General features: G+C 29.8%; 29 protein-coding genes. 24 read left to right on the plus strand and 5 right to left on the minus strand.

The window, feature by feature from the left end; translation table 11 throughout:
* Complete coding sequence (locus tag CPIN18021_RS02850) at nucleotides 1–1050, plus strand: c-type cytochrome (protein WP_078423066.1); 1050 nt, start codon at nucleotides 1–3, stop codon at nucleotides 1048–1050.
* A gap of 550 nt (nucleotides 1051–1600) precedes the next feature.
* Here the strand turns inward: CPIN18021_RS02850 and CPIN18021_RS02855 are convergent.
* The 3 genes from CPIN18021_RS02855 to CPIN18021_RS02865 form a co-directional block, all read right to left on the minus strand.
* A complete protein-coding gene (locus CPIN18021_RS02855; protein WP_078423067.1) occupies nucleotides 1601–2149 on the minus strand; it encodes an SCO family protein in 549 nt (182 codons plus the stop codon).
* Between the two features lie 9 nt (nucleotides 2150–2158).
* Nucleotides 2159–2533 (minus strand): hypothetical protein, encoded by a 375-nt coding sequence (locus CPIN18021_RS02860; RefSeq protein ID WP_141080402.1) that lies wholly within the window; start codon nucleotides 2531–2533, stop codon nucleotides 2159–2161.
* A 94-nt stretch (nucleotides 2534–2627) separates the two neighbouring features.
* Nucleotides 2628–3056, minus strand: a complete 429-nt coding sequence (locus tag CPIN18021_RS02865; RefSeq protein WP_078423069.1) for a copper chaperone PCu(A)C — start codon at nucleotides 3054–3056, stop codon at nucleotides 2628–2630.
* Between the two features lie 149 nt (nucleotides 3057–3205).
* On the opposite strand from CPIN18021_RS02865, the gene CPIN18021_RS02870 reads away from it, so the two are divergent.
* From CPIN18021_RS02870 to polA, 8 genes are all read left to right on the plus strand, one after another.
* The gene (locus CPIN18021_RS02870) at nucleotides 3206–4174 is read left to right on the plus strand and encodes a L,D-transpeptidase family protein (protein WP_078424363.1); all 969 of its coding nucleotides are present in this window, start codon (nucleotides 3206–3208) and stop codon (nucleotides 4172–4174) included.
* Nucleotides 4175–4177: 3 nt separating this feature from the next.
* A complete protein-coding gene (cmeU, locus tag CPIN18021_RS02875; protein ID WP_078424364.1) occupies nucleotides 4178–4405 on the plus strand; it encodes a CmeU family protein in 228 nt (75 codons plus the stop codon).
* A 1-nt stretch (nucleotide 4406) separates the two neighbouring features.
* Nucleotides 4407–5420 carry an alanine racemase gene (locus CPIN18021_RS02880; protein ID WP_078424365.1) on the plus strand — a complete coding sequence of 338 codons (1014 nt, stop codon included), beginning with the start codon at nucleotides 4407–4409 and terminating at the stop codon, nucleotides 5418–5420.
* 5 nt (nucleotides 5421–5425) lie between these two features.
* Nucleotides 5426–5824: a hypothetical protein gene (locus tag CPIN18021_RS02885; protein WP_078423073.1), complete on the plus strand. Its 399-nt coding sequence runs from the start codon at nucleotides 5426–5428 to the stop codon at nucleotides 5822–5824.
* A gap of 57 nt (nucleotides 5825–5881) precedes the next feature.
* Nucleotides 5882–6988 (plus strand): molecular chaperone DnaJ, encoded by a 1107-nt coding sequence (gene dnaJ / locus CPIN18021_RS02890; protein ID WP_078423074.1) that lies wholly within the window; start codon nucleotides 5882–5884, stop codon nucleotides 6986–6988.
* 114 nt (nucleotides 6989–7102) lie between these two features.
* On the plus strand, nucleotides 7103–7393 hold the full coding sequence (locus CPIN18021_RS02895; protein WP_141080401.1) for a hypothetical protein: 291 nt from the start codon (nucleotides 7103–7105) through the stop codon (nucleotides 7391–7393).
* Nucleotides 7394–7576: 183 nt separating this feature from the next.
* The gene (locus CPIN18021_RS02900) at nucleotides 7577–8380 is read left to right on the plus strand and encodes an HDOD domain-containing protein (RefSeq protein ID WP_078423076.1); all 804 of its coding nucleotides are present in this window, start codon (nucleotides 7577–7579) and stop codon (nucleotides 8378–8380) included.
* A 28-nt stretch (nucleotides 8381–8408) separates the two neighbouring features.
* On the plus strand, nucleotides 8409–11057 hold the full coding sequence (gene polA, locus CPIN18021_RS02905) for a DNA polymerase I (protein ID WP_078423077.1): 2649 nt from the start codon (nucleotides 8409–8411) through the stop codon (nucleotides 11055–11057).
* A 53-nt stretch (nucleotides 11058–11110) separates the two neighbouring features.
* Here the strand turns inward: polA and CPIN18021_RS02910 are convergent, their stop codons facing one another.
* Nucleotides 11111–11566 (minus strand): hypothetical protein, encoded by a 456-nt coding sequence (locus CPIN18021_RS02910; protein WP_078423078.1) that lies wholly within the window; start codon nucleotides 11564–11566, stop codon nucleotides 11111–11113.
* A gap of 99 nt (nucleotides 11567–11665) precedes the next feature.
* Nucleotides 11666–13096, minus strand: coding sequence for a type I glutamate--ammonia ligase (glnA, locus tag CPIN18021_RS02915; RefSeq protein WP_078424366.1), 1431 nt, complete (start codon nucleotides 13094–13096; stop codon nucleotides 11666–11668).
* 306 nt (nucleotides 13097–13402) lie between these two features.
* Here glnA and CPIN18021_RS02920 point away from each other — a divergent pair, with 306 nt between their 5' ends.
* The 15 genes from CPIN18021_RS02920 to rplS all read left to right on the plus strand — a co-directional run bounded on the left by CPIN18021_RS02920 (nucleotide 13403) and on the right by rplS (nucleotide 24242).
* The gene (locus CPIN18021_RS02920) at nucleotides 13403–14137 is read left to right on the plus strand and encodes a chemotaxis protein (RefSeq protein WP_078424367.1); all 735 of its coding nucleotides are present in this window, start codon (nucleotides 13403–13405) and stop codon (nucleotides 14135–14137) included.
* Complete coding sequence (locus tag CPIN18021_RS02925; RefSeq protein ID WP_078423081.1) at nucleotides 14137–15396, plus strand: peptidase U32 family protein; 1260 nt, start codon at nucleotides 14137–14139, stop codon at nucleotides 15394–15396. Before CPIN18021_RS02920 ends, CPIN18021_RS02925 begins: the two co-directional genes overlap by 1 nt.
* Nucleotides 15396–15890, plus strand: coding sequence for a 5-(carboxyamino)imidazole ribonucleotide mutase (gene purE / locus CPIN18021_RS02930; RefSeq protein WP_078424368.1), 495 nt, complete (start codon nucleotides 15396–15398; stop codon nucleotides 15888–15890). The genes CPIN18021_RS02925 and purE overlap by 1 nt, the downstream gene beginning before the upstream one ends.
* Before the next feature lie 9 nt (nucleotides 15891–15899).
* Nucleotides 15900–16370 carry a DUF3972 domain-containing protein gene (locus CPIN18021_RS02935; RefSeq protein WP_078423083.1) on the plus strand — a complete coding sequence of 157 codons (471 nt, stop codon included), beginning with the start codon at nucleotides 15900–15902 and terminating at the stop codon, nucleotides 16368–16370.
* A 132-nt stretch (nucleotides 16371–16502) separates the two neighbouring features.
* A complete protein-coding gene (glyQ, locus tag CPIN18021_RS02940) occupies nucleotides 16503–17360 on the plus strand; it encodes a glycine--tRNA ligase subunit alpha (protein WP_078424029.1) in 858 nt (285 codons plus the stop codon).
* On the plus strand, nucleotides 17357–18079 hold the full coding sequence (locus CPIN18021_RS02945) for a Nif3-like dinuclear metal center hexameric protein (protein ID WP_078424369.1): 723 nt from the start codon (nucleotides 17357–17359) through the stop codon (nucleotides 18077–18079). The genes glyQ and CPIN18021_RS02945 overlap by 4 nt, the downstream gene beginning before the upstream one ends.
* A 12-nt stretch (nucleotides 18080–18091) precedes the next feature.
* Nucleotides 18092–18799: a zinc ribbon domain-containing protein gene (locus CPIN18021_RS02950; RefSeq protein ID WP_078423085.1), complete on the plus strand. Its 708-nt coding sequence runs from the start codon at nucleotides 18092–18094 to the stop codon at nucleotides 18797–18799.
* A 3-nt stretch (nucleotides 18800–18802) separates the two neighbouring features.
* A complete protein-coding gene (gene waaA, locus CPIN18021_RS02955; protein ID WP_078424370.1) occupies nucleotides 18803–19939 on the plus strand; it encodes a lipid IV(A) 3-deoxy-D-manno-octulosonic acid transferase in 1137 nt (378 codons plus the stop codon).
* Nucleotides 19936–20694 carry an RluA family pseudouridine synthase gene (locus CPIN18021_RS02960; protein ID WP_078424371.1) on the plus strand — a complete coding sequence of 253 codons (759 nt, stop codon included), beginning with the start codon at nucleotides 19936–19938 and terminating at the stop codon, nucleotides 20692–20694. The genes waaA and CPIN18021_RS02960 overlap by 4 nt, the downstream gene beginning before the upstream one ends.
* Before the next feature lie 73 nt (nucleotides 20695–20767).
* Complete coding sequence (gene ffh, locus CPIN18021_RS02965) at nucleotides 20768–22108, plus strand: signal recognition particle protein (protein WP_078424372.1); 1341 nt, start codon at nucleotides 20768–20770, stop codon at nucleotides 22106–22108.
* A gap of 73 nt (nucleotides 22109–22181) precedes the next feature.
* Nucleotides 22182–22412 (plus strand): 30S ribosomal protein S16, encoded by a 231-nt coding sequence (rpsP, locus tag CPIN18021_RS02970; protein WP_069632936.1) that lies wholly within the window; start codon nucleotides 22182–22184, stop codon nucleotides 22410–22412.
* A gap of 11 nt (nucleotides 22413–22423) precedes the next feature.
* On the plus strand, nucleotides 22424–22669 hold the full coding sequence (locus CPIN18021_RS02975) for a KH domain-containing protein (RefSeq protein WP_078423089.1): 246 nt from the start codon (nucleotides 22424–22426) through the stop codon (nucleotides 22667–22669).
* Nucleotides 22659–23189, plus strand: a complete 531-nt coding sequence (gene rimM / locus CPIN18021_RS02980) for a ribosome maturation factor RimM (RefSeq protein WP_069632938.1) — start codon at nucleotides 22659–22661, stop codon at nucleotides 23187–23189. Before CPIN18021_RS02975 ends, rimM begins: the two co-directional genes overlap by 11 nt.
* The gene (trmD, locus tag CPIN18021_RS02985; protein WP_078424373.1) at nucleotides 23186–23896 is read left to right on the plus strand and encodes a tRNA (guanosine(37)-N1)-methyltransferase TrmD; all 711 of its coding nucleotides are present in this window, start codon (nucleotides 23186–23188) and stop codon (nucleotides 23894–23896) included. The genes rimM and trmD overlap by 4 nt, the downstream gene beginning before the upstream one ends.
* Complete coding sequence (rplS, locus tag CPIN18021_RS02990) at nucleotides 23886–24242, plus strand: 50S ribosomal protein L19 (protein ID WP_078423091.1); 357 nt, start codon at nucleotides 23886–23888, stop codon at nucleotides 24240–24242. The genes trmD and rplS overlap by 11 nt, the downstream gene beginning before the upstream one ends.
* Nucleotides 24243–24762: the final 520 nt, after the last annotated feature.

Genomic DNA, 24762 nt, shown 5'->3' on the forward strand with positions numbered 1-24762 from the left:
ATGAAAGAGTTAAAAATATTTGCCATAGTTGTCTTTCTTTCAGGTCTTTTATATTGGGGTATAGAGCCTTATGCTCATCATGAGCTACATCCTCATACGGACCCTGCTGTTTATGATTTTGCTGCTGGAGATGATAGTTATTCAAAAAGCATGCTTGAGTCTTCAAAAATAGCACTTGAAAAAGCAGAAGTAAGTGGAGATGGTAAAAAAATTGAAAATGCAAAACTTGATGTGCAAAAAGCAGAAAAAAATCTTAATGATTATAAATCTTTCTGGAATGATATTAAAGCTATAGATTTTAAAAGCGCAGATGCTATTCGTGGTGCAGATGTTTTTGCAAATGCTGGTTGTACAGGATGCCATGGAATAAAAACTGCTGGTTTCGATGCACCTATGGATAACGCTACTTCTAGCTCTAGTTTTGGTGTTGTTGCTCCTGATTTAAGCACAGCAGGTGCTATATATGATGAGAGTTTCTTGGCGGCTGTTATAAAAAATCCAGTTATGGCTATGAAATTAAATCACAAATTTGGCGAAGAGAGAGGGTTCCCTATGCCTGAGTTTTATGGTGTAGGTGGTGATGATATGAATGCAGAATTAGCAGATTTAGTTGCTTATTTAAAATCAATATCAGCTAAATATATAAAAGAAAATGGAAAGATTAGTGATTCTAAGCTTTTTGAAGACGCTTGTCAACGTTGTCATGATATAAAATATGATAAAAAATATATGCTTGGTAACAGAATTGATTTAGCGAATTATATGGGTTCAAATCCACCTGATTTATCTATGATGATAAGATCTAAAAATTCTGATAATTATCTAAATAAATTTATTAATGATCCTCAAAAAATGCTTTTGGCTACTGCTATGCCTAGAGTTGGTTTAACAAAAGAATCTGAAGATCAAGTTGTGTCTTATCTTGAAAAAATTGGCGATAGTAAAAAAGACGAGAGATCAAGCGTAGGCTTTTATACTATGATTTATTTCTTTATACTTGGTATTTTTGCCACACTTTGGAAGATAAAAGTCTGGAAAGAATTACATTAATGATTTTAAAAACCAATAAGATTTTTCTTATTGGTTTTTTATATAAATTCTTATAAACCATTAATGATATAAAAATTAGACTTTAAAAAATAGATTATATATTTTTAAATAATTCAAAATCACTCAAGTAAAAAAATATCACATAAGAATATTTAGTATAGTAAATTTTTAATATTTATCTTTGGTATTTTATTGTTTTGTTAAAAAGCAAAAGTCCAAAAAAATCATCTTTATTTATAAATTAATTTTTCAAAATCCAAGTTTAATATAAAGTATAAAATCTTTTAAATAATAATAGAGATAGACATAAACGGTTTATTAATTTCAGCGTTAAAAAGTACTTGGGTTTAATGCGGCGTGGAGAGGGATATCTCTATTTTAATTATGACTTGATAATATGGTTTTTATAAATGTTTGGGAGTATTATGTAAGATTTAATGAAGTTCTTTGTTTGAATTGAATAAATATTTTTAAAATATTATTTTGACCATGCTGAGTTTTTGAGTTGATTACATATGGTTTTAATATATACTATTTAATTTTTAAATCATTAATGTCTTTGTTTTATCATGTCTTGTATGGCTTGTGTTATATCTTCTTCTGTTAAATTTGAAACTTCTGTGAAAAAGCTGCCATTTTTATCAAGTAGATATATAGCAGAAGAGTGTGCGATTGAATATTTTATTGCAGAGTCTGGCATTTGTATCTTTTTATATTTTACATTGTATGCTTTTGCTACTTTGTCTAAATCTTTCATTTTTATACCAAGCGAATTATTGTAAAAATTACCTACCATCTCTTGAAGTTGTTCTGTCGTATCTCTTTCTTCATCAAGTGTAGCAAACAAAAGTTTTATATCTTGTCTGTTTATTTTTGATAGTACCTCAGATACTCTAAAAAGCGTAGCTGGGCACACATCAGGACAAAATAGATAGCCAAAATATAAAATTTTATATTCTCCATCTAAATCTCTTAGCTTTATCTCTTTGTTTTGAGTTTGTGCTACAAAATCATATTTATTTGCTTTTTCTTTATTTATAAATAAAACAAAAGCAAATAAAATTAAAATAGTAGTTAAAATTGATATAATCTTTTTCATATTTTTCTTTTACATCTTAATATCAAAATCTATATAAATACCTGTTTTTTTATCATTATTTAGTATTTCAAACCTATATCTCATTTTATCAATCACGCAAGCGCTAAGCACTATTTTTGAGCTAAAAATGCCGTTATTGTCTTTTTTTAGTTTAGCTTTTATTATTCCCATGTCCATATCAAGACCGTAAAATTCTAAGCTTAAATTGTTATAGTTAAAATTTTCCAGCCCTTTTATACTAAACACAACTGGTTGCATTGGTAGTATTGGTTTTGGGTTTAGTTCAAATTCTATCTTTTTACCTTCAAAAACTATATCACATTTTTTATTATTTAAATCACACTTTAATGGTTTTAAATAGACTTGGGCTGTAGGTTCTGGCAATACATTTTCTTTTTTATCTTTAAAAATAAAAAATAAAGCGATAATGAGAATTATTAATAAAATTAATGTAATATAGATTTTTTTCATTTTATTTTTAGAAAAATAATTTTTTCTTTGTATCAAGTAATAAAATATTTTTTATTGTTACACTTTTACCTGTATTAAAATTAATCGTTAAATCTATGCCTTCATTATTGTTAATTTCTTTTTTTGCACCAAAAAGCATAAAGTGTAGACCTTTTGGCATTAATTTTATAGTGGAGTCTTTTGGTATATTTATATCATTGATTTTTACCATAGCCATCATATTATCCATTATCTTATGAGTGTGTAATTCAACTGCCTCATATGCACTTGAACTTGCGCCTATGATTTTTACATCAGCTTCTAAATTATTTGTTATGTCCATAAAAACAGCACCATTTTTATGATCCATTGTCTGTTTTGCAAATACATTGCTTATCTCAATTTCTCCAGAAAAACAATATGTTAAAAATATAAAAAACACAAATAACTTTTTCATAAATTTATCCTTACTTTCTTTCAAATTTCTTTTTGTTTAATTTTAAAATTTTATCTTTTAAATATTGCTTATAAATTTACATTAAACTTTTAAAGATATAATTCGTATCTTTAAAATAAATTAATTTTTTATATCAAGGAATCTATCAAATGTCAAGAATTCTTTTTGCTTTATTCGTGTTTGCAATTACATGTTTAAATGCTGTTGATTATGAAGATATATACCTAAAAAAAGGCAGTAATGAAGTTATAAAAACTATTGAAAAGAATATATTAAGTAAAGACTTTTGGGTTAAAAGGCTAGAAGGTGTTCAACTTGATTTTGGTTATTATGATGAAGAAGCTTTGCTTACCGTTGTTAATAAAGAAAAAAAACACCTTGAAGTTTATAAGTATTCCAATGGCAAGCTAGAAAAAACTTTCAATACAAATATTTTAGTTGGAAAACTTGGTGATAAACTTGTTGAGGGCGATTTAAAAACTCCAGTTGGTGTTTATCAATTAACAAAAAGATTTACTCCATTAGATTCATATCTTGGGCCTTTAGCTTTTTCTCTATCGTATCCAAATTTGCATGATAAGTTATCAAATAAAACAGGTAGTGGTATATGGATACATGGATTTCCTATGAATGGGAGCAGAGAAGATGAGATAAAAACAAAAGGTTGTGTTGTTATGGAAAATGATATCTTAATGCAATATGATAAAATTATTGATTATAAAAAGAGCTTGGCTATAATATATGAAAACGATATTAAAAAAGCGACAACAGAGCAAATAGCGACTATTTTTTCTCAAATTCTTGCTTGGAAAAAGGCATGGACAGAAAGCGATATAGATTATTATTTGAGTTTTTACGATAAGAATTTTAAAAGATATGATGGGATGAGTTTTGATAAATTTGCTAGCTCTAAAAAAAGTATATTTTCAAGAAAAGAGCATAAAAATATAGTATTTTCAAAATTTATAATAAGCCCTTATCCAAACTCTAAGAACGAAACAATGTTTAGAGTTGTATTTTATGAAAATTATAGTACTTTAAACTATAAATTTAATGGTGAAAAAACTTTATATATAAAACTTGTTGATGATAAGATGAAAATTGTAGTAGAGGATTAAAAAATGCAAAAAGATTTAGTTGAACAAAAAATAAAAGATTTATTTAAGGCAAGGGCTGATTTTTTTGATTTATTGGACTCTGTTGTCCCAAAAAAAGAAGGCACTGATATTTTTGATTTTGATAAACAAAAAGATGTAGACTTAAAAGATGTATATGCTAAATTTTATGCTTATGATTATAGTATTAGAAAATTACTTATAGATGTTTATAGAGCATATGAGATAGATTAAAATGTCTAAGATAAAACTAGATACCAAAGCTTATAAAAATAATTTAAATCAAATAATAAACAAGGTTGGTTCTAAAGATAGAATTATTCTTGTTTTTAAAGATAATGCTTACGGACATGGCGCTACTGTTTTGGCTCCATTGGTTCGCGAACTAGGGTTTAAATTCTGCGCTGTAAAAGACGAAAGAGAAGCTTTTGAGCTTGTTGATTTTTTTGAAAAAATTCTTGTTTTATCTCATATACCAAACGGAAATGAAAATGATGAGCTTATATATGCGGTTAATGATATAGCTTCTTTAAAAAAAATAAAAAATAACACCAAAATACATCTAGCAATAGATACCTTGATGCATAGGAATGGAATCTGCTATAATGAGCTAGATTTGGCATTTGATATTATAAGAGATAAAAATATAATTTTACTCGGTGCTTTTACTCATTTTAGATCAGCCGATATTTTAAATGCTGATTATTTTGTTCAAAAACAAAAATTTAATGCAACAAAAGAAAAAATTAGAAATTTTTGTATAAGTCAAAATTTTCAAAATCCTATTTTTCATTCTCATAATTCAGCCGGATTAGAAAGAGTTTATGAGCTAGATGATGAGCTTGTGAGGATAGGTATGTCCCAGTTTGGCTATTGTCAGTTTAATAACTCTCTTTTATTAAAACCAGTTCTTAGTCTATGGGCCGATAAAGTAAGTGACCGTGTCTTAAAAGCTGGAAGTTCTGTTGGATATGGGGCTAAATTTACAACAGCAAAAGATATAAAAATTGCTACTTATGATCTTGGTTATGGCGATGGGTTATTAAGATATGATGGAATTGGTGAGTTGTTTTTAGCTAATAAAAATCAAATTTTAGGAACCATGTCTATGGATAGCTTTAGTTGTATAGATGGTGGAGATAGTGTTTGCGTGTTTGATAATGCTACTGTTTTTGCTAGGTATTTTAACACAATAGAATATGATATTTTGGTAAAATTATCACCTTTTATACAAAGGGTTTTGGTTTAAAAATAGTGTTTTTTAGATTTTTTATATTATTTTTTTGTCTGTTTTTATTTGGAAATGACAGCTATGATTTCGCAAAGAGACATTATGAAATTTATAAAACCTCTTTGCCATTTAGGTGCAATGACAATCTTACTTTAACAGCTTTGTTAAATGTCGGAGATATTTTATTGTATAAGTATGTGGTTAATGACACTATGAGCAAACCGGTTTCTAAATTTAAAGATAAAAAGTTAAAAGAATATATAAAAGAGTTAAAAAATATAGCTATAAAAAACTCATGTAACGATAAAGTTATTTTAAAATTATTTGATTTGGGAATTAAAATAGAACATCTTTTTTATTTTGAAAAAGCAAAATTGCTATTTGAGTTTAAAATGGGTTCAAAAGAGTGTAGTATTATTTAAATTCAGATTTTTTAGATAAAATCATCGGTTTAATAAAATCAAAATTAGGAATGTATTGTGGAACTTGATTATTATGAAATACTTGAAGTACAAAGAGATGCTAGCCCTGAAGCTATAAAAAAAGCATATAGAAAATTGGCATTAAAATATCATCCAGATAGAAATGCTGGAGACAAAGAATCAGAAGATAAATTTAAATTAGTCAATGAAGCATATCAGGTTTTAAGTGATGATAATAAAAGATCTATTTATGATAGATATGGGAAAGATGGTTTAAATGGCGCCGGAGGATTTGGTGGCAGTGGATTTGATTTTGATATAGGCGATATTTTTAGTTCGTTTTTTGGAGATGGATTTTCACAAAGAGAAAGAAGAAAAAATACAGATAAATATCATACGGATCTTGAAATTTCTATTACTATTGAGTTTAATGAGGCTGTTTTTGGCTGCGAAAAAGAGATAGAATATACTACAAAACACCCTTGTAAGGCTTGTAATGCAACAGGTAGTAAAGATGGCAAAACAACAACTTGCCCTCATTGTGGAGGCAAGGGTAGGATAGCTCAAACTAGAGGTTTTATGAGCTTTGTTCAAGACTGTCCTCATTGTGGCGGAACTGGAAAGATAATCAAAGAAAAATGTCCTGAATGCAAAGGAAAAACATACGAAGAAATAAGATCGAGTCTTAAGATAAATATCCCCGAGGGTATCAATAGCGGTATGCGCATAAGAGTTGCTGGAAAAGGAAATAAAAGTTCATCCGGAGCGGTTGGAGATCTTTATATAGTGGTCAATGTAAAAGATGATGAGTATTTTGTAAGGCATAATGATGATATATATGTTGAAATACCTGTATTTTTTACTCAAGCTATATTAGGGGATAATATAAATATACCAACACTTCGTGGTACAAAAATGCTCGAGCTTCCTGTTGGTGCAAAAGATAAGCAACAATTTGTTTTTGAAAACGAAGGTGTAAAGAATGTAAGCTCAAACTATAAAGGTAATTTTATAGTTCAAATTTCTATTCAAACACCAAAAAAATTGTCAGATAAACAAAAAGAATTATTACAAGAGCTTCAAGAGAGCTTTGATGTAAAAAGCGGAGAAAGCACAAAAAATCACGATAGTGTATTTGAAAAAATAAAAAGTTGGTTTAAATAAGTGTTTAAATATCTTTCAGTTTTAATCCTATGTATCATTTTTTCCGGATGTGCTTTTTTAAACACTAAAACTCAACCGCCACAAAAGAAAAATGTTGTTAAGAAAGTAAAAAAGATGTCAGCTATCAAAGGTTATATCACAGAGCTTAGTTATGATGGCGGAAAATATTGTTATAAGATAGTTGCCACAGATACATCAAATTTAAAGCTTAGTAATGCTGATTTTTGTTCTACTAAGTTTTATCATAATAAGGGTGATTTGGTATATGCTACATTTTATGGAAATGATATAAAAGAAATGTTATTAATACGCTCAAAAATAGAAGAAAAAAAGATAAAAAGAACTTTTAAAAATAGAAAAAATATAATAAGTGTTCCACGAGAAGAAAAGATAAATTTTGATTAGCCGTTGGTTAACCAAGTTGATATATAATTTCAACAAGCAATCAAAACTTAAACTCCTTTTTAAATTGGCGGGTTATCCCGCCTTTTTAATTTTATACTTTAAAAAACAATCTTAAAATTTATAAAATAAATCTCAAAGTAATTTTTTGTTAAAATCAATCAATATTTTTAGGAGTGCTAATAAATGACAGATGAATTAAAAAAAAGAGTAAAAAGCCTTCCGTCTTTACCGGAAAGTTTTAAAAAAATAGAATCAGCTTGTAACGGAGATGGTGGCATAGATGAAGTTGCTAAAGCAATAGAAAATGATCCTATGCTTGTTGCTGATATATTAAAAATAGCAAATTCTCCACTTTATGGTTTTAGTAGACAGATAAAAACCGTGCTTCAAGCTGTAAGTCTTTTTGGAAAGCATATGACAAAAGCTCTGGTTACAAGTTTGACTATAAAAAATATTTTAAAAATGGATTTAAGTCCTTATAATATCAGTCTTCAAGATTTTGTCGATATATCAAATACTCAAGGTGCGATAGCTAGAGAATGGTTTAAAAGATTAAATCCAAATTTAGTTGATGATATATTTTTATGTGCACTTTTGCAAAATACTGGAAAAATAATTCTTGCAGATGAAATTATAAGAATGGATAAAAAAATTGTTTTTAAAGATGATATTATTTCTTCTGATAATGTATCTGATGTAGAAATGAATTATTTTGAAACTACAAGCATTTTACTTACTGCAGATATTTTTGAACATTGGGAGTTTGCTCAAAATATAGTAGATATAATAAGATATTCTCAAGATCCTAAGAATGCACCGGAAAAATTTCAAAAAACTGCATATGCTCTTATAATTATAAGAAACTTAATAAATTGCAAAGAGTCTTTTAGCAGTAAGGGTATTACAAATGCTCAGAATTTAGCACAAGAGTGCTGTTTTGATACAGATTTAATGCTAAATACTATATCTAACATAAAAAAAATATGAAATTTTTAATTACTTTAAAGGCAAATTTATGAGCAAAAAAATACTTACCATAATAGATACATTTGGATTTTTTTTCAGACTTTACTATGCTATGCCTCACTTAAAAAACAAACAAGGAAATTCAAGTGGAATGATAAGTGGCTTTGCAAATTTTATAAATAATTTAAAAGATGAGTTTGAAAGTGATTATATAATTTTTGCCCTTGATAGTAAAGGTAAAACACTACGCCATGATATAGATAATGATTATAAAGCAAATAGAAGTGAACCACCAAAAGAGCTAAAAGAACAGCTTCCGATTTGTATAAAAATGATAGAAGATATGGGACTTTGCGCTATAAATAAAGATGGCTATGAGGCAGATGATATAATCGCAAGTGTTGTAAAAATAGCAAAATCAAAAGATATATTTGTTAGGGTTGTTACTCATGATAAAGACCTTTATCAGCTTATAGATGATGGCAAGGTAAGTATTTATAGCCCAATAACCAAAATAGAACATGATTCAAATTCGTGCTTAGAAAAATATGGCGTAAGACCTGAAAAAATACTTGATTTTTTAGCGCTTATCGGAGATACTTCAGATAACATCCCGGGTGTAAAAGGTATTGGTACAAAAGGAGCTAAAAAACTTTTAGATGAGTTTAAAGATATAGAAGATATTTACAATAATTTAAGCTTGGTTCTAAACGAACGAACAAAAAATATGCTTATAGATGGAAAAGATAGTGCTTTTTTAAGTAAAAAGCTAGCAACTCTTTTTGATGATGCGCTTGTTGATTTACCTCTTGATGATGCTATCTTCCCAACTGAAAACCCTCTTTTAAATATCGTAGATACTCTTTATGAATATGATTTAAATAAAATTATAAAAAACCTTAAAATGCAAGATACAAAAGATGTTTTGGATTTAAAATTTAATCCTATCTTGATAACTGATGAAGAAAAATTACAAGAAATTCTAAGCACTATAACAAGTGAAACAATAGTTGCTTTTGACACAGAAACAACTAGTGTTGATGTTAGTGTTGCAAAACTAGTTGGATTTTCGTTTTGTTTTAACGAAGATGAGAGTTATTATGTGCCAGTAGCCCACTCATATCTTGGTGTTGGAAAACAGATAAATATTGATTTTTGTTCTTGGGCTATTTCTCAAATTTATTCAGGTTGTGTTATAGGCCATAATCTAAAATATGATTTTGCTGTTGTAAAAAATAATTTAGATATAAATCCACCAAAAAATTATAAAGATACAATGATACTTGCTTGGCTTAGTGAGCCTGCGATGGCTGTTGGAATGGATGCCTTGGCAAAACGTCTTTATAATAATTATGAGACTTTGAAATTTGAAAGTATTGTTAAAAAAAATGAAACTTTTGCTGATGTTGATTTGCAAACTGCTTGCAAATATGCATCCGAGGATGCTTGGATAACTCTTAAATTTTATAAAAGTTTTTTAAATTTGCTTGAGCCAAATTTGCTTGAGCTTGCAGATAAGCTTGAGTTTGAGTTTATAAAAGTATTGCTTGATATGGAAAATGAGGGTATAAAGCTAGATGTTCAAAAACTAAGAGAGCTTATAATTTCAAATGATACTAAGTTAAAAGAGCTTACGAGTGAAATTTACACACTCTGTGGTGAAAATTTTAATATTAACTCAGTTCAGCAACTTGGCACAATATTATTTGATAAACTAAGCTTACCAGCCAAAAAAAAGACAAAAACAGGTTATAGTACAGATGAAAGTGTGCTTAATGACTTGATAGATTCTCACGAAGTAATACCAAAAATATTATCGTATAGAGAGCTTTATAAGCTTCAAAATACATACTGTGAACCTCTTTTAAATTTAGCCTTAAAGGATAAAAACTCAAGAATTTATACCAGTTTTTTACAAACTGGCACAAGCACCGGAAGACTATCTTCTAAAAATCCAAATTTACAAAATATTCCAGCAAGGGGACACCTTGCAAAAGATGTTAGATCTGCTTTTGTTGCAAAAGATGGGTTTAGTTTTATTGGGCTTGATTACTCTCAGATAGAGTTAAGACTTTTAGCTCATTTTAGTCAAGATGAAGCTCTTGTAAAGGCATTTTTAGATGATGAAGACATACATACAAGAACTGCTATTAGTATTTTTGGTGAATTTGATGATCAAAAAAGATCAGTTGCAAAAAGTATAAATTTTGGACTTATATATGGAATGGGGGCTAGCAAATTAAGCAATCAAATAAACATTTCAAGAGCCCAAGCAAAAGAGTATATAAGTCTTTATTTTAAAGCATTTCCTACAATAAAAGAATTTTTAGAAGGTATAAAAATAAAAGCAAGAGAGGATGGTTTTATTGCTACTTTACTTGGAAGAAAAAGGTATTTTGATTTTACAAATGCTACACCTATGCAGCTTGCTATGTATGAAAGGGAAGCTGTAAATACAAAATTCCAAGGCTCCGCGGCTGATATTATCAAAATGTCAATGGTTGAAATTGCAAAAATTACAGATGAAAATGCAAAACTTTTATTGCAAATTCACGATGAACTTATATTTGAAGTAAAAGATGAATATGCACAAGAATTTGGTAAAAAGGCACAAAATATAATGCAAAATATAACAAAATTGAATGTCCCTTTAAAAACATCTTTAAATTATGCTAAAGATTGGGCAGGGCTAAAATAGAGTTTTAAATTTAAAAGCAACAAGCTAAGGATTACTTAGCTTGTTATTAAATTTTATGTATTTTGTATCTTTTTTAGTAGCATAGTTAAACTATTTTTTTGAATTTGGCTTTTTGATTGTATTTTCTCTTGTTCTACTTTTTGTTTTATTTTCTTTATTAACTCTTGCTTATAATCTTTTAGTATGTTTTCTATTATTTGTGCAATTTCTGATTTTTCTTTATCCGTTTTTGAACTATCGTGCAGTCCTAAATTTAACTCTAGCTCAGCTCGTTTTTCTTCTATTTTTGCATCTATCCAATCCGTTTGCATTTTTATCATAAAGCCAGATGCGCCATATTTTACTAATGATTTGCGAAAATCATCAACACTCATTTTTATAAAATTTTTATCACTATTGGCTTGTATTTCTGGTTTGATATTATTTAAAATATGATTAAAGTTTTCTTTTGAACTTTTTATAGGACTTTTATTGTCTGATATGTTTAAAATATTGTTTTGCACTTTCATGGAGTTGCCTTTTTTTAGGCAACAAGCAAAAACAGTTCCTTGTTTAAATAAGTATTATGAAGAAGTGTAGGCTTATTTTATCTACACTTCTTATTTATTTTAGCATGAGTAGCAAGTTTTAAACTCATAAGCAGTTGGTCTTGCTTCATAAGGCCAAACTTGAGTTTCAAATTTTAAGTGTTGGAATGCGTCTATAAAACTATCTGTCATTACTGGTTTTAAATAATCATTGCAACGAATTAAAGCTTCCAAGCTACCCCTTAATGTATGTGGAAGTTGTTCTATTCCTTTTTGACGGATTTCATCTAGAGTTAGTGTAAATAAGTTTTCATCCATCGGTCCAACAGGCTCTATTTTGTTTTTAACACCATCAATCCCAGCCATAAGCATAGCTGTAAATGCTAGATAAGGGCAAGCTGTACTATCTGGAAAACGCATTTCAGCTCTTACTGAGTTTTCTCCAGAACCATAAGGAATTCTTACAGAGGCTGAACGATTTTGACTAGAATAAGTTAAGATCGAAGGTGCTTCAAAGCCAGGAATTAGTCTTTTATAAGAGTTTGTGCTAGGGTTTGTAAAAGCAGCAACACTTCTAGCATGTTTTAAAACACCGCCTATATAATGTCTTGCAAAATCACTTAAATTTGCATATTCTCCCTCTTTGTAGAATAGATTTTTTCCATCTTTCCAAATTGACTGATGAACGTGCATTCCGCTACCATTATCTCCATAAAGTGGTTTTGGCATAAATGTTGCTGTTTTGCCATTTAGATGAGCTACCATTTTTACTACGTATTTATAAATTTGAACATTATCAGCAGCCTCTACCAATGTTCCAAACTTAACACCTATTTCGCCCTGTCCTTGTGCTACTTCGTGGTGAACTGCAAAAGTTTCAAGTCCAACTTGTTCTAAAACCTGAACCATTTCAGCCCTTAGATCAACCATACTATCTACTGGTTGGCAAGGAAAGTATCCGCCTTTTTTTCTTGGGCGATGTCCTGTATTATAACTATCTGAGAAATCTTTATCGTCATTCCATTCGCCTTCTTCTGTATCAACCTCATACATAGCGCAATTTGTTTTATCAATTATCTTTACATTGTCAAATACGAAAAATTCATTTTCAGGGCCAAAATAAGCAATATCGCCAAGTCCACTTTCTTTTAGATGAGCCATTGCTTTTTTTGCTATCGAGCGAGGGCATTTTTCATACATTTGCCCTTTGTATATATCATATATATCACAAAAAACAACTATAGTTATATCGGCAGTAAATGGATCTAAAAATGCACTGGTTGCTTCTGGCATTAGCATCATGTCTGATTGATGTATTGGTTGCCAACCAGAAAAAGAACTAGCATCAAATGGAACACCCTTGAAAAACATATCTTTTGTAATGGATTTTGCATTGTATGACATATGATGCCAAGTTCCATTTATATCAGTAAATCTAAAATCAACAAATTTAACTTCATTTTCTTTACAAAAATCAAAAAAATGATCTACGTCTTTTACAATTTTTCCCATTTATCTCTCCTATATTAACTTTCGTTTATTTTTTTATTCTACCATAAATTTTTACCATATAAGATAAAACTTATATAAAAAATATACCTACTTTAAAAAGCAATAAAATATATCTATAATTTTAATATTTTTCTTTAATATTTGTATAAGTTTTAAATTCAAAAGATTTTTGTAAATTAGAATAATTAATTTTTTGACATGAATTATGATATTATATCAAAATTTAAATATTTATTTTTATTTAAAGTTAGCTTTAAAACAAGTGATAGTATAATCACATTACTTTAGACTAAATTAGGAGTTTTTATGACCCAAGAAGAACTTGATGCATTGATGGCAGGAGGTCTTGATGATACGGAACAGATTAGTGTGGAGCCATCCGAAGAATCAACAAAAGATGATAAAAGCGAAGTAGTTGAATCAAAACCAGATTCATCTTCTAAGGAAAAATTAGAAAAACTAGATGAATATGATGGGTATAGAGTTAGTGCCGAATCTGCTTGGCCACCACCACCACCAACAGAAGATCATAAGATGGTTCATCAGCTTGATGATGTTACAAGAGATAGTGAAGCAAAAGCTACTGAGATGTTTGATAAACTTGAAACTATCAATAATTTTTGTATGGATGCGGAAGGCGGTTGTACTTCACTAAAATCAGGTATAGATGAAAATATACAGCTTTTTAGTACTTTAAGTGAGAAGTTTCCAAATGTATCAACATTTAAAGAAGCTCTTGAAAAAAACAACTCTTTAAAATCAAATTTAGATGATATTATAGGCAATCTTCAAATGGGACAAGATGAGATTATGATGGCTATGGATATGATGCAATATCAAGATATTCATCGTCAAAAAATAGAACGTGTTATAAATGTAATGCGAGCATTAAGTAAATATATGAATAGTTTATTTGAAGGTAAGATAGATGATGAAAAAAGGGTTGGTTCTGCTGTTCATATTTCAGGAGATACAACTACAGAAAATCTAGTTAGCAATGACGATATAGAGGCATTAATAGAAAGTTTGGGCAGTAAATAGTGAAAAGACCTGAGCTTTTAAGTCCTGCTGGAAATTCAACAAAGTTAAAAATAGCACTTGAATATGGTGCTGACGCTGTTTATGCCAGTGTTGCTAGTTTTTCACTAAGAACTCGTTCTGCGCGAGAGTTTGATCTTCAGAGTTTTAAAGAGGCTATAGACTACACACATGCAAGAGGAAAAAAATTTTACGCGACTGTAAATGCTTTTCCTTTTAATGGTCAGATAGAACCTTTAAAAAGACATATACAAACCATATCTGAGTTTAAACCCGATGCTTTTATAATAGCAACGCCAGGTGTTATGTCTTTAGCAAAAGAGATAGCTCCTGATATAGAGGTTCATTTAAGCACTCAAGCAAATGTTATGAACTATCTTGATGCAAAAATTTACCATCAAATGGGCGCTAGTAGGATAGTTGTCGCTAGAGAGATGAACCTAAAAGATGTTATAAAAATTAAAGAACAAATTCCTAGTTTAGAGATAGAAATTTTTATTCATGGTTCTATGTGTTTTGCATATTCTGGTAGATGTTTAGTTAGCTCTATTCAAAGTGGTAGGATGTCAAACCGTGGAAGTTGTGCTAATGATTGTAGATTTAAATATGAATTATATGCTAAAAATCCAGATAGTGGAACTTTGTTTAGGTTAGAAGAGGATAATGAGGGTGGAACTCATATCATGAATTCAAAAGATTTAAATCTTTCAGCACATATTGATGACATTATAAAATCAGGCGTTATTGATAGTTTGAAAATTGAAGGAAGAACAAAGAGTGAGTATTATGTAGCCTGTGCCACAAGAGCTTATAGAATGGCGGTTGATGACTCTTTGGGTTTGAATTTTGATTCTCGAAAATACTCTTATGAATTAAATACTCTTAAAAATCGTGGTTTTACAGATGGCTATTTGGTTCATAGACCTTATGAGAGAACAGATACACAAAATCATTTTAGTAGTCTTGAAGAAGGCACACATCAAGTTCATGCTATTAGCGTTGATGGCCAATACCTAAAATGCAAATTTAAGATGATTTTAAATGAAGATTATGAGATAGTTGCTCCACTTGGTACTGATATTTTAGAGTGTGATAATGAGATTGGCAAAATTTACAAAAAAGATGGAAAATATTGGATTAATTTTAAGCAACTTATGACTAAAAAGGGTAAGTTTATGACTGAAATTCATAGTGGTAATGAAAACGAGATAAAATTACCATCACAACTGCCAAATTTTGTCTTTTTAAGAAAGGAATTTTAATGAAATTTGTATCTATAATGATGGGTAGCAAGAGTGATTATGATATAGTTAGTGAAGCGACTAGAATGTTTGATAAGTTTGGGATTAAATACGAACTTATAATTACTTCAGCACATAGAAGCCCTGAAAGAACTCAAGAGTACATCAAACAAGCTGAGGAAAAAGGAGTTCAGGTATTTATAGCTGCTGCTGGAATGGCTGCCCATCTTGCTGGTGCTGTTGCTGCAAATACTACAAAACCAGTCATAGGTGTTCCTATGGATGCTAGTGCTCTAAATGGTGTTGATGCTCTTTACTCTACTGTTCAAATGCCAAGCGGTATGCCAGTAGCAACACTTGCTATAGGCAAAGCAGGTATTATAAACTCAGTATATTTAGCTATGCAAATTTTAGCTTTAAATGATGAAGATTTAGCAAAAAAACTAAAAGATGATAGAGAGTCAAAAAAAGAGGCTTTAAAACAAGATTCTGCTAAAGTCGAGGTTATACTTTAAGGAGGCAAAATGCAGACATTTTTAAAAATAGATGAGTTTTGCAAATTAGTTCATCTAAACCGTGAAGTTATAGATGAGATGATACAAAGAGGTGTTCTTAATACTCGCAAAGATGGAGATGAAATATATATAGAAGCTAGTCAAGGGACTATGAGTATTGTTCCATCTTCAAATGCAAATTTGACTCAAAATATGCAAGCTTTACCGGGAGAGAGCTTTGTTGAAAAGACAATAGGAACTATATTAAATCTGCATGAAAAAGTTTTGGATGCAAAAGATGAAACCTTAGAAACATTAAAAAATGAAAATAAATTTTTAAAAGAAGCTCTTTTTTCTATGCAAGAACTTTATGATGAAGATAGAAAAAGTATACAGACATTAACCACTCAACTTAAAATTTCTCAAGATGAGGTTGAATTTTTAAAAAGAAAATATAAATTGATGTGGAATAAAGCTGTTGATAATTTTAAGGAAAACTAAAATAATATAGATTTTTCTAATTTGCATATTTATTAGTAAAATCAAGTTATACGCTATGATTTTACTATAAAGATTTTTTGAGATTTAAATATTTGAATTTCTAATATATTGATAAAATAAAGGTAACAAATGATAACTTTTTCAGAGATTATTTTAAGCTTACAAAGCTATTGGCAAGAAAATGGTTGTGTGATACTTCAGCCTTACGATATGCCCGCTGGTGCTGGGACTTATCATCAGGCTACTTTTTTAAGAAGCCTTGGTAAAAAACCATGGGCAGCCGCATATGTGGCTCCATCTCGCCGTCCAACAGATGGTAGATATGGTGAAAATCCAAATCGTTTGGGAGCTTATTATCAATTTCAAGTTTTGATAAAGCCAAGCCCTGAAAACATACAAGAGCTATATTTAAAAAGCTTAGAAAGACTAGGACTTGATCTTAAAAAACACGATATCCGCTTTGTGGAGGATAATTGGGAGAGTCCTACTCTTGGTGCTTGGGGTCTTGGTTGGGAAGTATGGCTTGATGGTATGGAGGTTACTCAATTTACATATTTTCAACAAGTTGGCGGCATAGCTTGCGAGCTTGTTAGTGGAGAGATAACATATGGTCTTGAGCGTTTGGCTATGTATTTGCAAAACAAAGACAATGTATATGATATAGTTTGGGATGATAAAAACAATCTAGTAACTTATGGAGATGTTCACAAGCAAGGCGAGTATGAATGGAGCAAATATAATTTCGAAGTTGCTGATGTAAATATGCTTTTTACTCAATTTGACAATGCTTTCAATGAATGCAAACGTGCGCTTGATGCAGAGATAGCTCTTCCTGCTTATGATTATTGTATGCTTGCGGCACATACTTTTAATGTTCTTGATGCAAGAGGCGCTATAAGTGTAACGCAGCGACAAGATTATATTTTAAAAATTCGTGAACTTGCAAAAAGTTGTGCTTTGACATATTTAAAATCTCAAGAAGAAAAATGAAAATAAAAGAAATTTATGATATTTTAAATCAAATTGCACCCTTTGAATCCCAAGAAAAATGGGATAATAGCGGTGTATTGATAGGAAATATGCAAAGTGAGTTTGAAAGAATTTATTTAAGCTTGGATTTAGATAGCGAGCTTATAGATGAAGTTTTGCCAAATTCTTTGATTATTACTCATCATCCTTTGATTTTTAGGGGACTAAAAAATATTAGCTTGGATACATATCCAAGCGGTATCATTGCAAAAATGATAACAAAAAATATTACTCTGATTAGTATGCATACAAATTATGACAAATTTGTTTTGAATGAATACTTTGCAAAAGATATCTTGGGTTTTGATATAGTAAAAAAAGATGATTTTTTGATATATTGTGATGTTGATTTTAAATTTAGTGAGCTTGTAAATTTCGTAAAGCAAAAGCTTGATGTAGAGCAAATAAAAACAACTTTTGTTAAACAAGATATAAAAAATATAGCAATTTGTACTGGAAGCGGAATGGATTTGTTGTCTATGGTTAAAGCAGATGTTTTTTTAACAGGAGATATAAAATACCATCAAGCACTTGAAGCTAAGGAAAATGGCATAAATTTAATAGACATAAATCACTATGAAAGTGAGCGATATTTTGGTGCTTCTTTGATGAAATATTTGCAAAATATTAAAATAAAAGTTATAATCACTAATTCAAAAAACCCATTTGTGTATTGTTAATAAAGGAATTATATGAATAAATATTTAGAGCAGTTAGTTAAGCTTTCAAAATTTGATAAAGATATAGATAGTTTTGGTCTTAGAGTTGAAGATGTTGAAAAGGTTTTAAGAGCTACAAGACAAGAATTTGAAGAGTTAAACGAAAAGATAGAAAAGATAGATAGTGATTTGGTTGAATTAAAAACTCAAAAATCAAAAACAAATGCCCATATAGCTGAATTTTCAAATAAGATAAAAGATGTTTCAAAAAAGAGTTCGGCGGCTAAAACTGAAAAAGAGGTAAAAGCGCTTGGTCTTGAAGAAGAGATAGCAAAGGAACAACTAGAGGCAGCTAACGAAGAGATAGCGAGACTTGAAAAAATTTCAGCAGCTAAATTAGAAGAAAAACAAGAGTGCGAAGACAAAAAAGCTGAGCTTCAAACAAAGCTTAATGAGATAGAAAAAGAGATTAGTTCAGAGCTTGAAAGTATAGAAAAAGAGCGTGAAGAGATATATGCTCAGAAAAATAAACTAATTTCTCAAATGAATCAAAAAATCATTACATTTTATGAAAAAATTAGAAAATGGGCTGGAAATACAGCTGTTGTTCCTGTTAGAAAACAGGCTTGTTATGGATGTTTTATGCAGATAAATGATAAAACTTTTTCATCTGTAATTAAGGCAGAAGATATAATCACTTGTCCTCATTGTGGAAGAATTTTATACAAAGAAACAGAATAGCATTTGATAGCGATTTATTATTTTTTGGCTCTGATAGCTTGGTTTATCGGAGCTATACCTTTACTTTTTTTAACAATCAAAAAAAAATATAGACATTCATTACCGGCTAGATTTTTTCTTTTTAAAAATCCAAGGTTAAAATCATCTAATGTTCATTTTCATGCTTGTTCTTTTGGTGAGATAATTGCTTTAAAGCCAATTTTAAATCTTTTTGATAATAAAGCTATAACCACAATAACAAAAACAGGATTTGATGAGGCTAGTAAAATTTGTAAAAATACAAGTTTTCTACCATTTGAAATTTTTTTGCCTTTTTGGTTAAAGCCAAGCAAGGTTTTAGTTATATTTGAAGCAGAGCTTTGGCTTATGCTTGTCTTTGTTGCTAAGATTTATAAAACAAAAATCATGCTTATCAATGCAAGAATTTCAGATAGAAGTTATCGTAGGTATTTGAAATTTAGTTTTTTTTATAAAAAGATTTTTAGCTATATTGATGTCGTTTATGCTCAAAGTGATATAGACAAAAAAAGACTGGAACAACTTGGAGCAAAAAATATAAAAATTTGCGGAAATATAAAATCAGCAAATGTCTCAAAGCCAAACAAAAATTATCAAAAACCAAAAGAGCGAACGATAATTTTTGCTAGTACACATAAAGGTGAAGAAGAATTATTGCTAAAAGAATTTAAATTATCAAAATCAGATAAACTTCTTATCGTGCCAAGACATCCAGAAAGATTTGATGAGGTTGTGTCTCTTGCCAGTAAGTGGTGTGATAATTATGGCTATGAGTTTAAAAAATTTAGTGAAAATAATGATATAAATGCCCAAGTTGTTGTGATAGACACTCTTGGAGAGCTGGTGAATTTATATGCTATAAGTGACATAGTTGTTCTTTGTGGAAGTTTTTTGCCTGATATAGGTGGACACAACCCAATAGAAGTAGCCCAATTTAAAAATGTTCTTATAAGTGGTAAGTATATTTTTAATCAAAAAGCTCTATTTTCAATGTTAAACGATGTTTATTTTGCTGATTATTTGCAAATAAATGAACTTTTAAATAAAAATTTAAAACAATGCTCTATCATAAATAAAGCGGATATAAACGAAATAATACAAGATATCAAGGATACAATATGAATCAAGAAAAGGCGTATAAGCTACTAGCTTTACAAGAGGGAATTTCAAACAATGAAGCAAAAGAGCTTATAGATAGCGGACTTGTTTTTGCAAAAGGTCAAAAACTTGCCATAGCAAGAGCTATGTTAAATATAAATACAAAATTTACAGTTCAAAAATTGCAAGAACCAAAAAAAATATTTGAAGATGAAAATCTGATAGCCATAGATAAACCAGCATTTATTACAAGTGAAAAGATAAGCGAAATGTATAAAACGCCACTTTTACATAGGCTCGATAAAGAGACAAGCGGTGTTTTACTACTAGTTAAAAACGAAGAATTTGCCAAAATCGCCATTAATGAGTTTAAAAATATGCGAGTTAAAAAGAAATATGTGGCAGCTGTAAAAGGTATATTTAGCGAAGATGTTTTAGTAAATGAGCCAATACTTACCATAAAAGGTAAGGGCGGTGCTATATCAAAGATATCAAAAGATGGTAAAGAAGCCATTAGTAGAGTTTCTCCTCTTATGGTTGTTGGTAAAAAAACTCTTTTAAAGGTTGAGATAGATACTGGCAGAACACATCAGATAAGAGTGCATTTAGCGAGTTTAAATGCCCCTATTGTAGGAGATGAAAAATATGGTAAAAATAGAGCAAATAGAATGTTTTTACATGCTTATAGTATTGAGATACTAAAATACAAATTTAAATCATTTTTGCCTAGTGAGTTTAATACCCTTGGTTTTGAAATTTCAAAAAAATATGAAATTTAAAGAGTGATAAAGAAAAGATTTTGTAAAATATGCCCTTTGTATATTAAATTTAATTTTTTAAGGAATGTAACTAGTGTTTGAACAAATAAGTGAATCTTTTAGATTAGCCCTAAGTAAAGTTCGTTTTGTTGATGACGAAAAGGCATTAAAAAATGCCATGGATGTTCTAAAAAAAGCACTATTAAAAGCAGATGTTCACCATAAAGTTACAAAAGATTTATTGGTATCTATAGAAAACGATATGAAACAAGGTTCTATAGGTCAAAAACAATTTTTAGATGCTATTAAATCAAACCTAACAACAGTTTTAACAGCACCAGGCAATCAAGGCTTTGTTTATGCTAGTGTTGCTCCTACCACAGTTTTGATGGCTGGTCTTCAAGGTTCGGGTAAGACAACTACCACTGTTAAGTTAGCAAGTTATCTAAAACTTAGAAAAAAAAGAGTTTTGATAGCTGCTTGTGACTTACAAAGACTAGCAGCAGTTGAACAGCTTCGCCAGCTTTGTGAAACAAACGAGATAGACCTTTTTTATATAGAAAACGAAACAGATCCAGTAAAAGTAGCCAAAGAGGCTTTATCTAAGGCTAAAAGTGGTCTTTATGATGTTTTATTAGTTGATACCGCTGGTCGTTTGGCTATAGATGAAAAGCTAATGCAAGAACTTCAAGATATAAAAAACATAGTAAATCCACATGAAATTTTTTATGTTGCTGATGCTATGAGTGGTCAAGATGGTGTAAGATCAGCATCTAAATTTAATGAAATTTTAAATATTAGCGGCGTTATATTATCTAAATTTGACTCTGATTCTAAGGGCGGTGTTGCTATAAGTGTTGCAAAACAGCTTCAAATTCCACTAAGATTTGTTGGTGTTGGTGAAAAAGTATCTGACTTAGAAAGCTTTATCCCAGATAGAATCGTAAGTAGGATTATGGGTGAGGGCGATTTAGCTACACTTGTTGAGAAAACTAGCACGATTATAGATGAAAAAGAGGCAAAGAGATTAAGCCAGAAGATTAAAAAAGGTCAGTTTAACTTCAATGACTTTTTAGATCAAATGGAAAGTGTAAAAAAACTAGGCTCTATGAAATCACTTTTAGGTATGATACCTGGAATGTCAAATATGGCAAACCAGATAAAAGACATAGATCTTGAAAACTCAAAAGAGATACTGCATATAAGAGCTATGATAAACTCAATGACAAAAAAAGAGAGAGAAAATCCTGATTTGTTAAATAATAGCAGAAAAAGGCGTTTGGCTGCTGGTTCTGGACTTTCTCAGATGGAAGTAAATCGCTTTTTAAAACAGTTTGAAAATGCATCTAAACTAGCTAAGAAATTTTCAGGCAAGGGTGGTGCAAAAGGACTTGCAAATATGCTAGCCCAAGCTAATCTAAAAAGACCTGTTTAAGGCTTAAATTTATGTATCTTTTAGATATGTAAATTTAAACCTTATTTATAAAAATTTTAAAAGGAGATAAAGTATGGCAACAGTTGTAAGACTAACTAGAATGGGAAGAAAGAAAAGACCATTTTACCGTGTAGTTGTGACAGATAGTAGAAAAAGACGTGATAGTGGTTGGATAGAGAGCATAGGTTATTATAACCCTATGGTTGAGCCTGAAGTTATTAATATAAACGAAGAAAGACTTGCTTATTGGAAAAGCGTAGGCGCTAAACTTAGCGATAGAGTTGCGCAAATAACCAAAAAATAATCAGATCAAATATGGTTGAAAATTTTTTATACGAATACGCTAAACTTATAGCGGATTATCCTGATAAGATAACCGTTGAGAAAAAAAATCTCGATAATGATTTTTGCGAGATTATAGTTCATGCAGATAAGGTTGATACTGGTAAACTTATCGGCAAAGATGGTAGGATGATAAATGCTATAAAAACCGTTATAATAGGTTGTAAGGCAAAAGATCCAACAAGTTATAGAATAACGGTAAAAGCACTTGGAGAATGATTTTTTAGAAGTCGCTACACTTGGAAGAAGTGTCGGGCTAAAAGGCTATGTAAAGCTTTATAACAAGAGCGACTTTCCTGAACAGTTTAAAAAAAATGCAAAATTTTTTGATAAAGATGGCAAAGAATTTATTTTAAAAGATTTTAATAAAATAAATTCTAGTGCGCTGTTTTTTGGTTTTGAAGATATAGAACTAGCAAAAGAACTTACAAATAAAATTCTTTACACAACAAAAGAGCTCACAAGAAAGACATGTAAACTTAAAAAAGATGAGTTTTTTTATTTTGATATCTTATCACTTGCTGTAGTTGAAGATGATGAAGAGCTAGGTGTTGTTGTGGATATACAAGATATTTCCAAGGATAGACTTCTTGAAGTTAGAACGGATAAAATTTTAGTAGATGCTGGACTTCCTAAGACATTTTTTATCCCATATATTGATAATTTTATCTTAAATGTTGATTTATCACAAAAAACTATTTATGTTAAAAACTCAAGAGCAATACTTGAAAATTCATGAAATTTACATTTGTAACTCTTTTTGAAAGCATTATTAAGCCATATTTTAATGATTCTATTTTACATCGTGCAGTAAAATCAAATTTCATTGATTTAGATTTTGTAAATCCAAGAGATTACACAAAAGATATACACAATAAAGTAGATGAATATATGGTTGGCGGTGGTGCAGGATTATTGATGTCTTGTCAGCCATTAAACGATACTTTGCTTTCAGTGAAACAAAAAAATACTCAAACACACTTTGTTTTTTTAACTCCGGTGGGTAAAAAATTTACACAAAATGATGCAAAAAGATTATCTAAAAAGCCTCACATTTGCTTTGTTTGCGGAAGATATGAGGGTATTGATGAGCGCGTAGTTGAGCTTTGGGCTGATGAAGTTTTTAGTATAGGAGATTTTGTATTAACAGGCGGCGAACTTGGGGCTTTGTGTTTGTGTGATGCCATATCTAGAAATGTAGATGGTGTGCTTGGCAATCCTGAAAGTTTGTGTATTGAGAGTTTTGAACAAAATTTATTAGAAGCCCCATCTTTTACAAAACCAAATATTTTTTTAAATTTAGGTGTTGTTTCAGAGTTTTTAAAGGGAAATCATGATAAAATCCGAGCTTTGAAAAACCAAATGGCCAGTTGTAAAACAAGGTTTTTTCGACCTGATTTATACCGAAAAATTAAGCCACATATTAAGGAAAAACATGAGAAATAAATACATTGATGCATTTGAAAATGCTCAGATTGCAGCTAAGAATGTGCCTGAATTTCGTGCAGGGGATACACTTCGTGTGGCTATCCGCATAAAAGAGGGTGATAAAACTAGGATACAAAATTTTGAAGGTGTTTGTATAGCTAGACGTGGAAGTGGAACAGGTGAGACTTTCATTATAAGAAAGATCGGTGCTAATAGTGTTGGCGTTGAGAGAATTTTCCCTATATATAGCGAAAGCATAGAGGATATAGCTGTTCTTAGAAGAGGTCGCGTTAGAAGAGCTAAGTTGTTTTATCTACGTGGTTTACGTGGTAAAGCTGCTAAGATCAGAGAACTTAGAAAATAATTTATTCGAAGATTTATTTCTTCGAACCTTCTTTTGTTGCTATAAATATAGTACTATAACTTTACGCTAAATAATAAAAATATTTTATATTTATAATTACTTAAATATTTCTTTTTTCTAAACTAAAATTCAACCTTGTATCTTTATTTTGTTAAAACATATGCCTACTACTACTTATTTTTTTATCATTATAAAACCAGATAATCAAATTTTATAAACTTAGCATATGATTTATAAACTATAAAATAGCATTCTTTCTAATCAAAAGTTATTTAAAATAAAATTTGCTTTATCAATCCATAATTATTCATAAAAGTTATCCATTCTTAAATCATGCTTTTATAAATTGTTGAAATAATGTAAAATAATGGTAATTCTCTCTACCAAATCCAAGTGCTTAGACACTACGAGGAAGATTTAGCGGTTATCTCCGTTTTTTGTTCTTGGTTAAAAATCTTAGTAAGTTTCTATACTTTATTTTATATAAGAAAAATAACAAAATTATATTTTTTAAAAAAAG

Origin of the sequence: Campylobacter pinnipediorum subsp. caledonicus (genome assembly GCF_002022005.1) — a bacterium.
GTDB lineage: Bacteria > Campylobacterota > Campylobacteria > Campylobacterales > Campylobacteraceae > Campylobacter_A > Campylobacter_A caledonicus.

Excerpts from the sequence above, each read along its gene's own strand:
- CPIN18021_RS02865 (WP_078423069.1), bottom strand. The coding sequence starts at position 3,056 with ATGAAAAAGTTATTTGTGTTTTTTATATTTTTAACATATTGTTTTTCT.
- CPIN18021_RS02900 (WP_078423076.1), top strand. The coding sequence starts at position 7,577 with ATGACAGATGAATTAAAAAAAAGAGTAAAAAGCCTTCCGTCTTTACCG.
- CPIN18021_RS02895 (WP_141080401.1), top strand. The coding sequence starts at position 7,103 with ATGTCAGCTATCAAAGGTTATATCACAGAGCTTAGTTATGATGGCGGA.
- purE (WP_078424368.1), top strand. The coding sequence starts at position 15,396 with ATGAAATTTGTATCTATAATGATGGGTAGCAAGAGTGATTATGATATA.
- CPIN18021_RS02950 (WP_078423085.1), top strand. The coding sequence starts at position 18,092 with ATGAATAAATATTTAGAGCAGTTAGTTAAGCTTTCAAAATTTGATAAA.
- CPIN18021_RS02935 (WP_078423083.1), top strand. The coding sequence starts at position 15,900 with ATGCAGACATTTTTAAAAATAGATGAGTTTTGCAAATTAGTTCATCTA.
- glnA (WP_078424366.1), bottom strand. The coding sequence starts at position 13,096 with ATGGGAAAAATTGTAAAAGACGTAGATCATTTTTTTGATTTTTGTAAA.
- CPIN18021_RS02910 (WP_078423078.1), bottom strand. The coding sequence starts at position 11,566 with ATGAAAGTGCAAAACAATATTTTAAACATATCAGACAATAAAAGTCCT.
- CPIN18021_RS02850 (WP_078423066.1), top strand. The coding sequence starts at position 1 with ATGAAAGAGTTAAAAATATTTGCCATAGTTGTCTTTCTTTCAGGTCTT.
- polA (WP_078423077.1), top strand. The coding sequence starts at position 8,409 with ATGAGCAAAAAAATACTTACCATAATAGATACATTTGGATTTTTTTTC.
- CPIN18021_RS02855 (WP_078423067.1), bottom strand. The coding sequence starts at position 2,149 with ATGAAAAAGATTATATCAATTTTAACTACTATTTTAATTTTATTTGCT.
- CPIN18021_RS02870 (WP_078424363.1), top strand. The coding sequence starts at position 3,206 with ATGTCAAGAATTCTTTTTGCTTTATTCGTGTTTGCAATTACATGTTTA.
- rpsP (WP_069632936.1), top strand. The coding sequence starts at position 22,182 with ATGGCAACAGTTGTAAGACTAACTAGAATGGGAAGAAAGAAAAGACCA.
- CPIN18021_RS02960 (WP_078424371.1), top strand. The coding sequence starts at position 19,936 with ATGAATCAAGAAAAGGCGTATAAGCTACTAGCTTTACAAGAGGGAATT.
- CPIN18021_RS02975 (WP_078423089.1), top strand. The coding sequence starts at position 22,424 with ATGGTTGAAAATTTTTTATACGAATACGCTAAACTTATAGCGGATTAT.
- trmD (WP_078424373.1), top strand. The coding sequence starts at position 23,186 with ATGAAATTTACATTTGTAACTCTTTTTGAAAGCATTATTAAGCCATAT.
- CPIN18021_RS02880 (WP_078424365.1), top strand. The coding sequence starts at position 4,407 with ATGTCTAAGATAAAACTAGATACCAAAGCTTATAAAAATAATTTAAAT.
- rplS (WP_078423091.1), top strand. The coding sequence starts at position 23,886 with ATGAGAAATAAATACATTGATGCATTTGAAAATGCTCAGATTGCAGCT.
- CPIN18021_RS02920 (WP_078424367.1), top strand. The coding sequence starts at position 13,403 with ATGACCCAAGAAGAACTTGATGCATTGATGGCAGGAGGTCTTGATGAT.
- CPIN18021_RS02945 (WP_078424369.1), top strand. The coding sequence starts at position 17,357 with ATGAAAATAAAAGAAATTTATGATATTTTAAATCAAATTGCACCCTTT.
- cmeU (WP_078424364.1), top strand. The coding sequence starts at position 4,178 with ATGCAAAAAGATTTAGTTGAACAAAAAATAAAAGATTTATTTAAGGCA.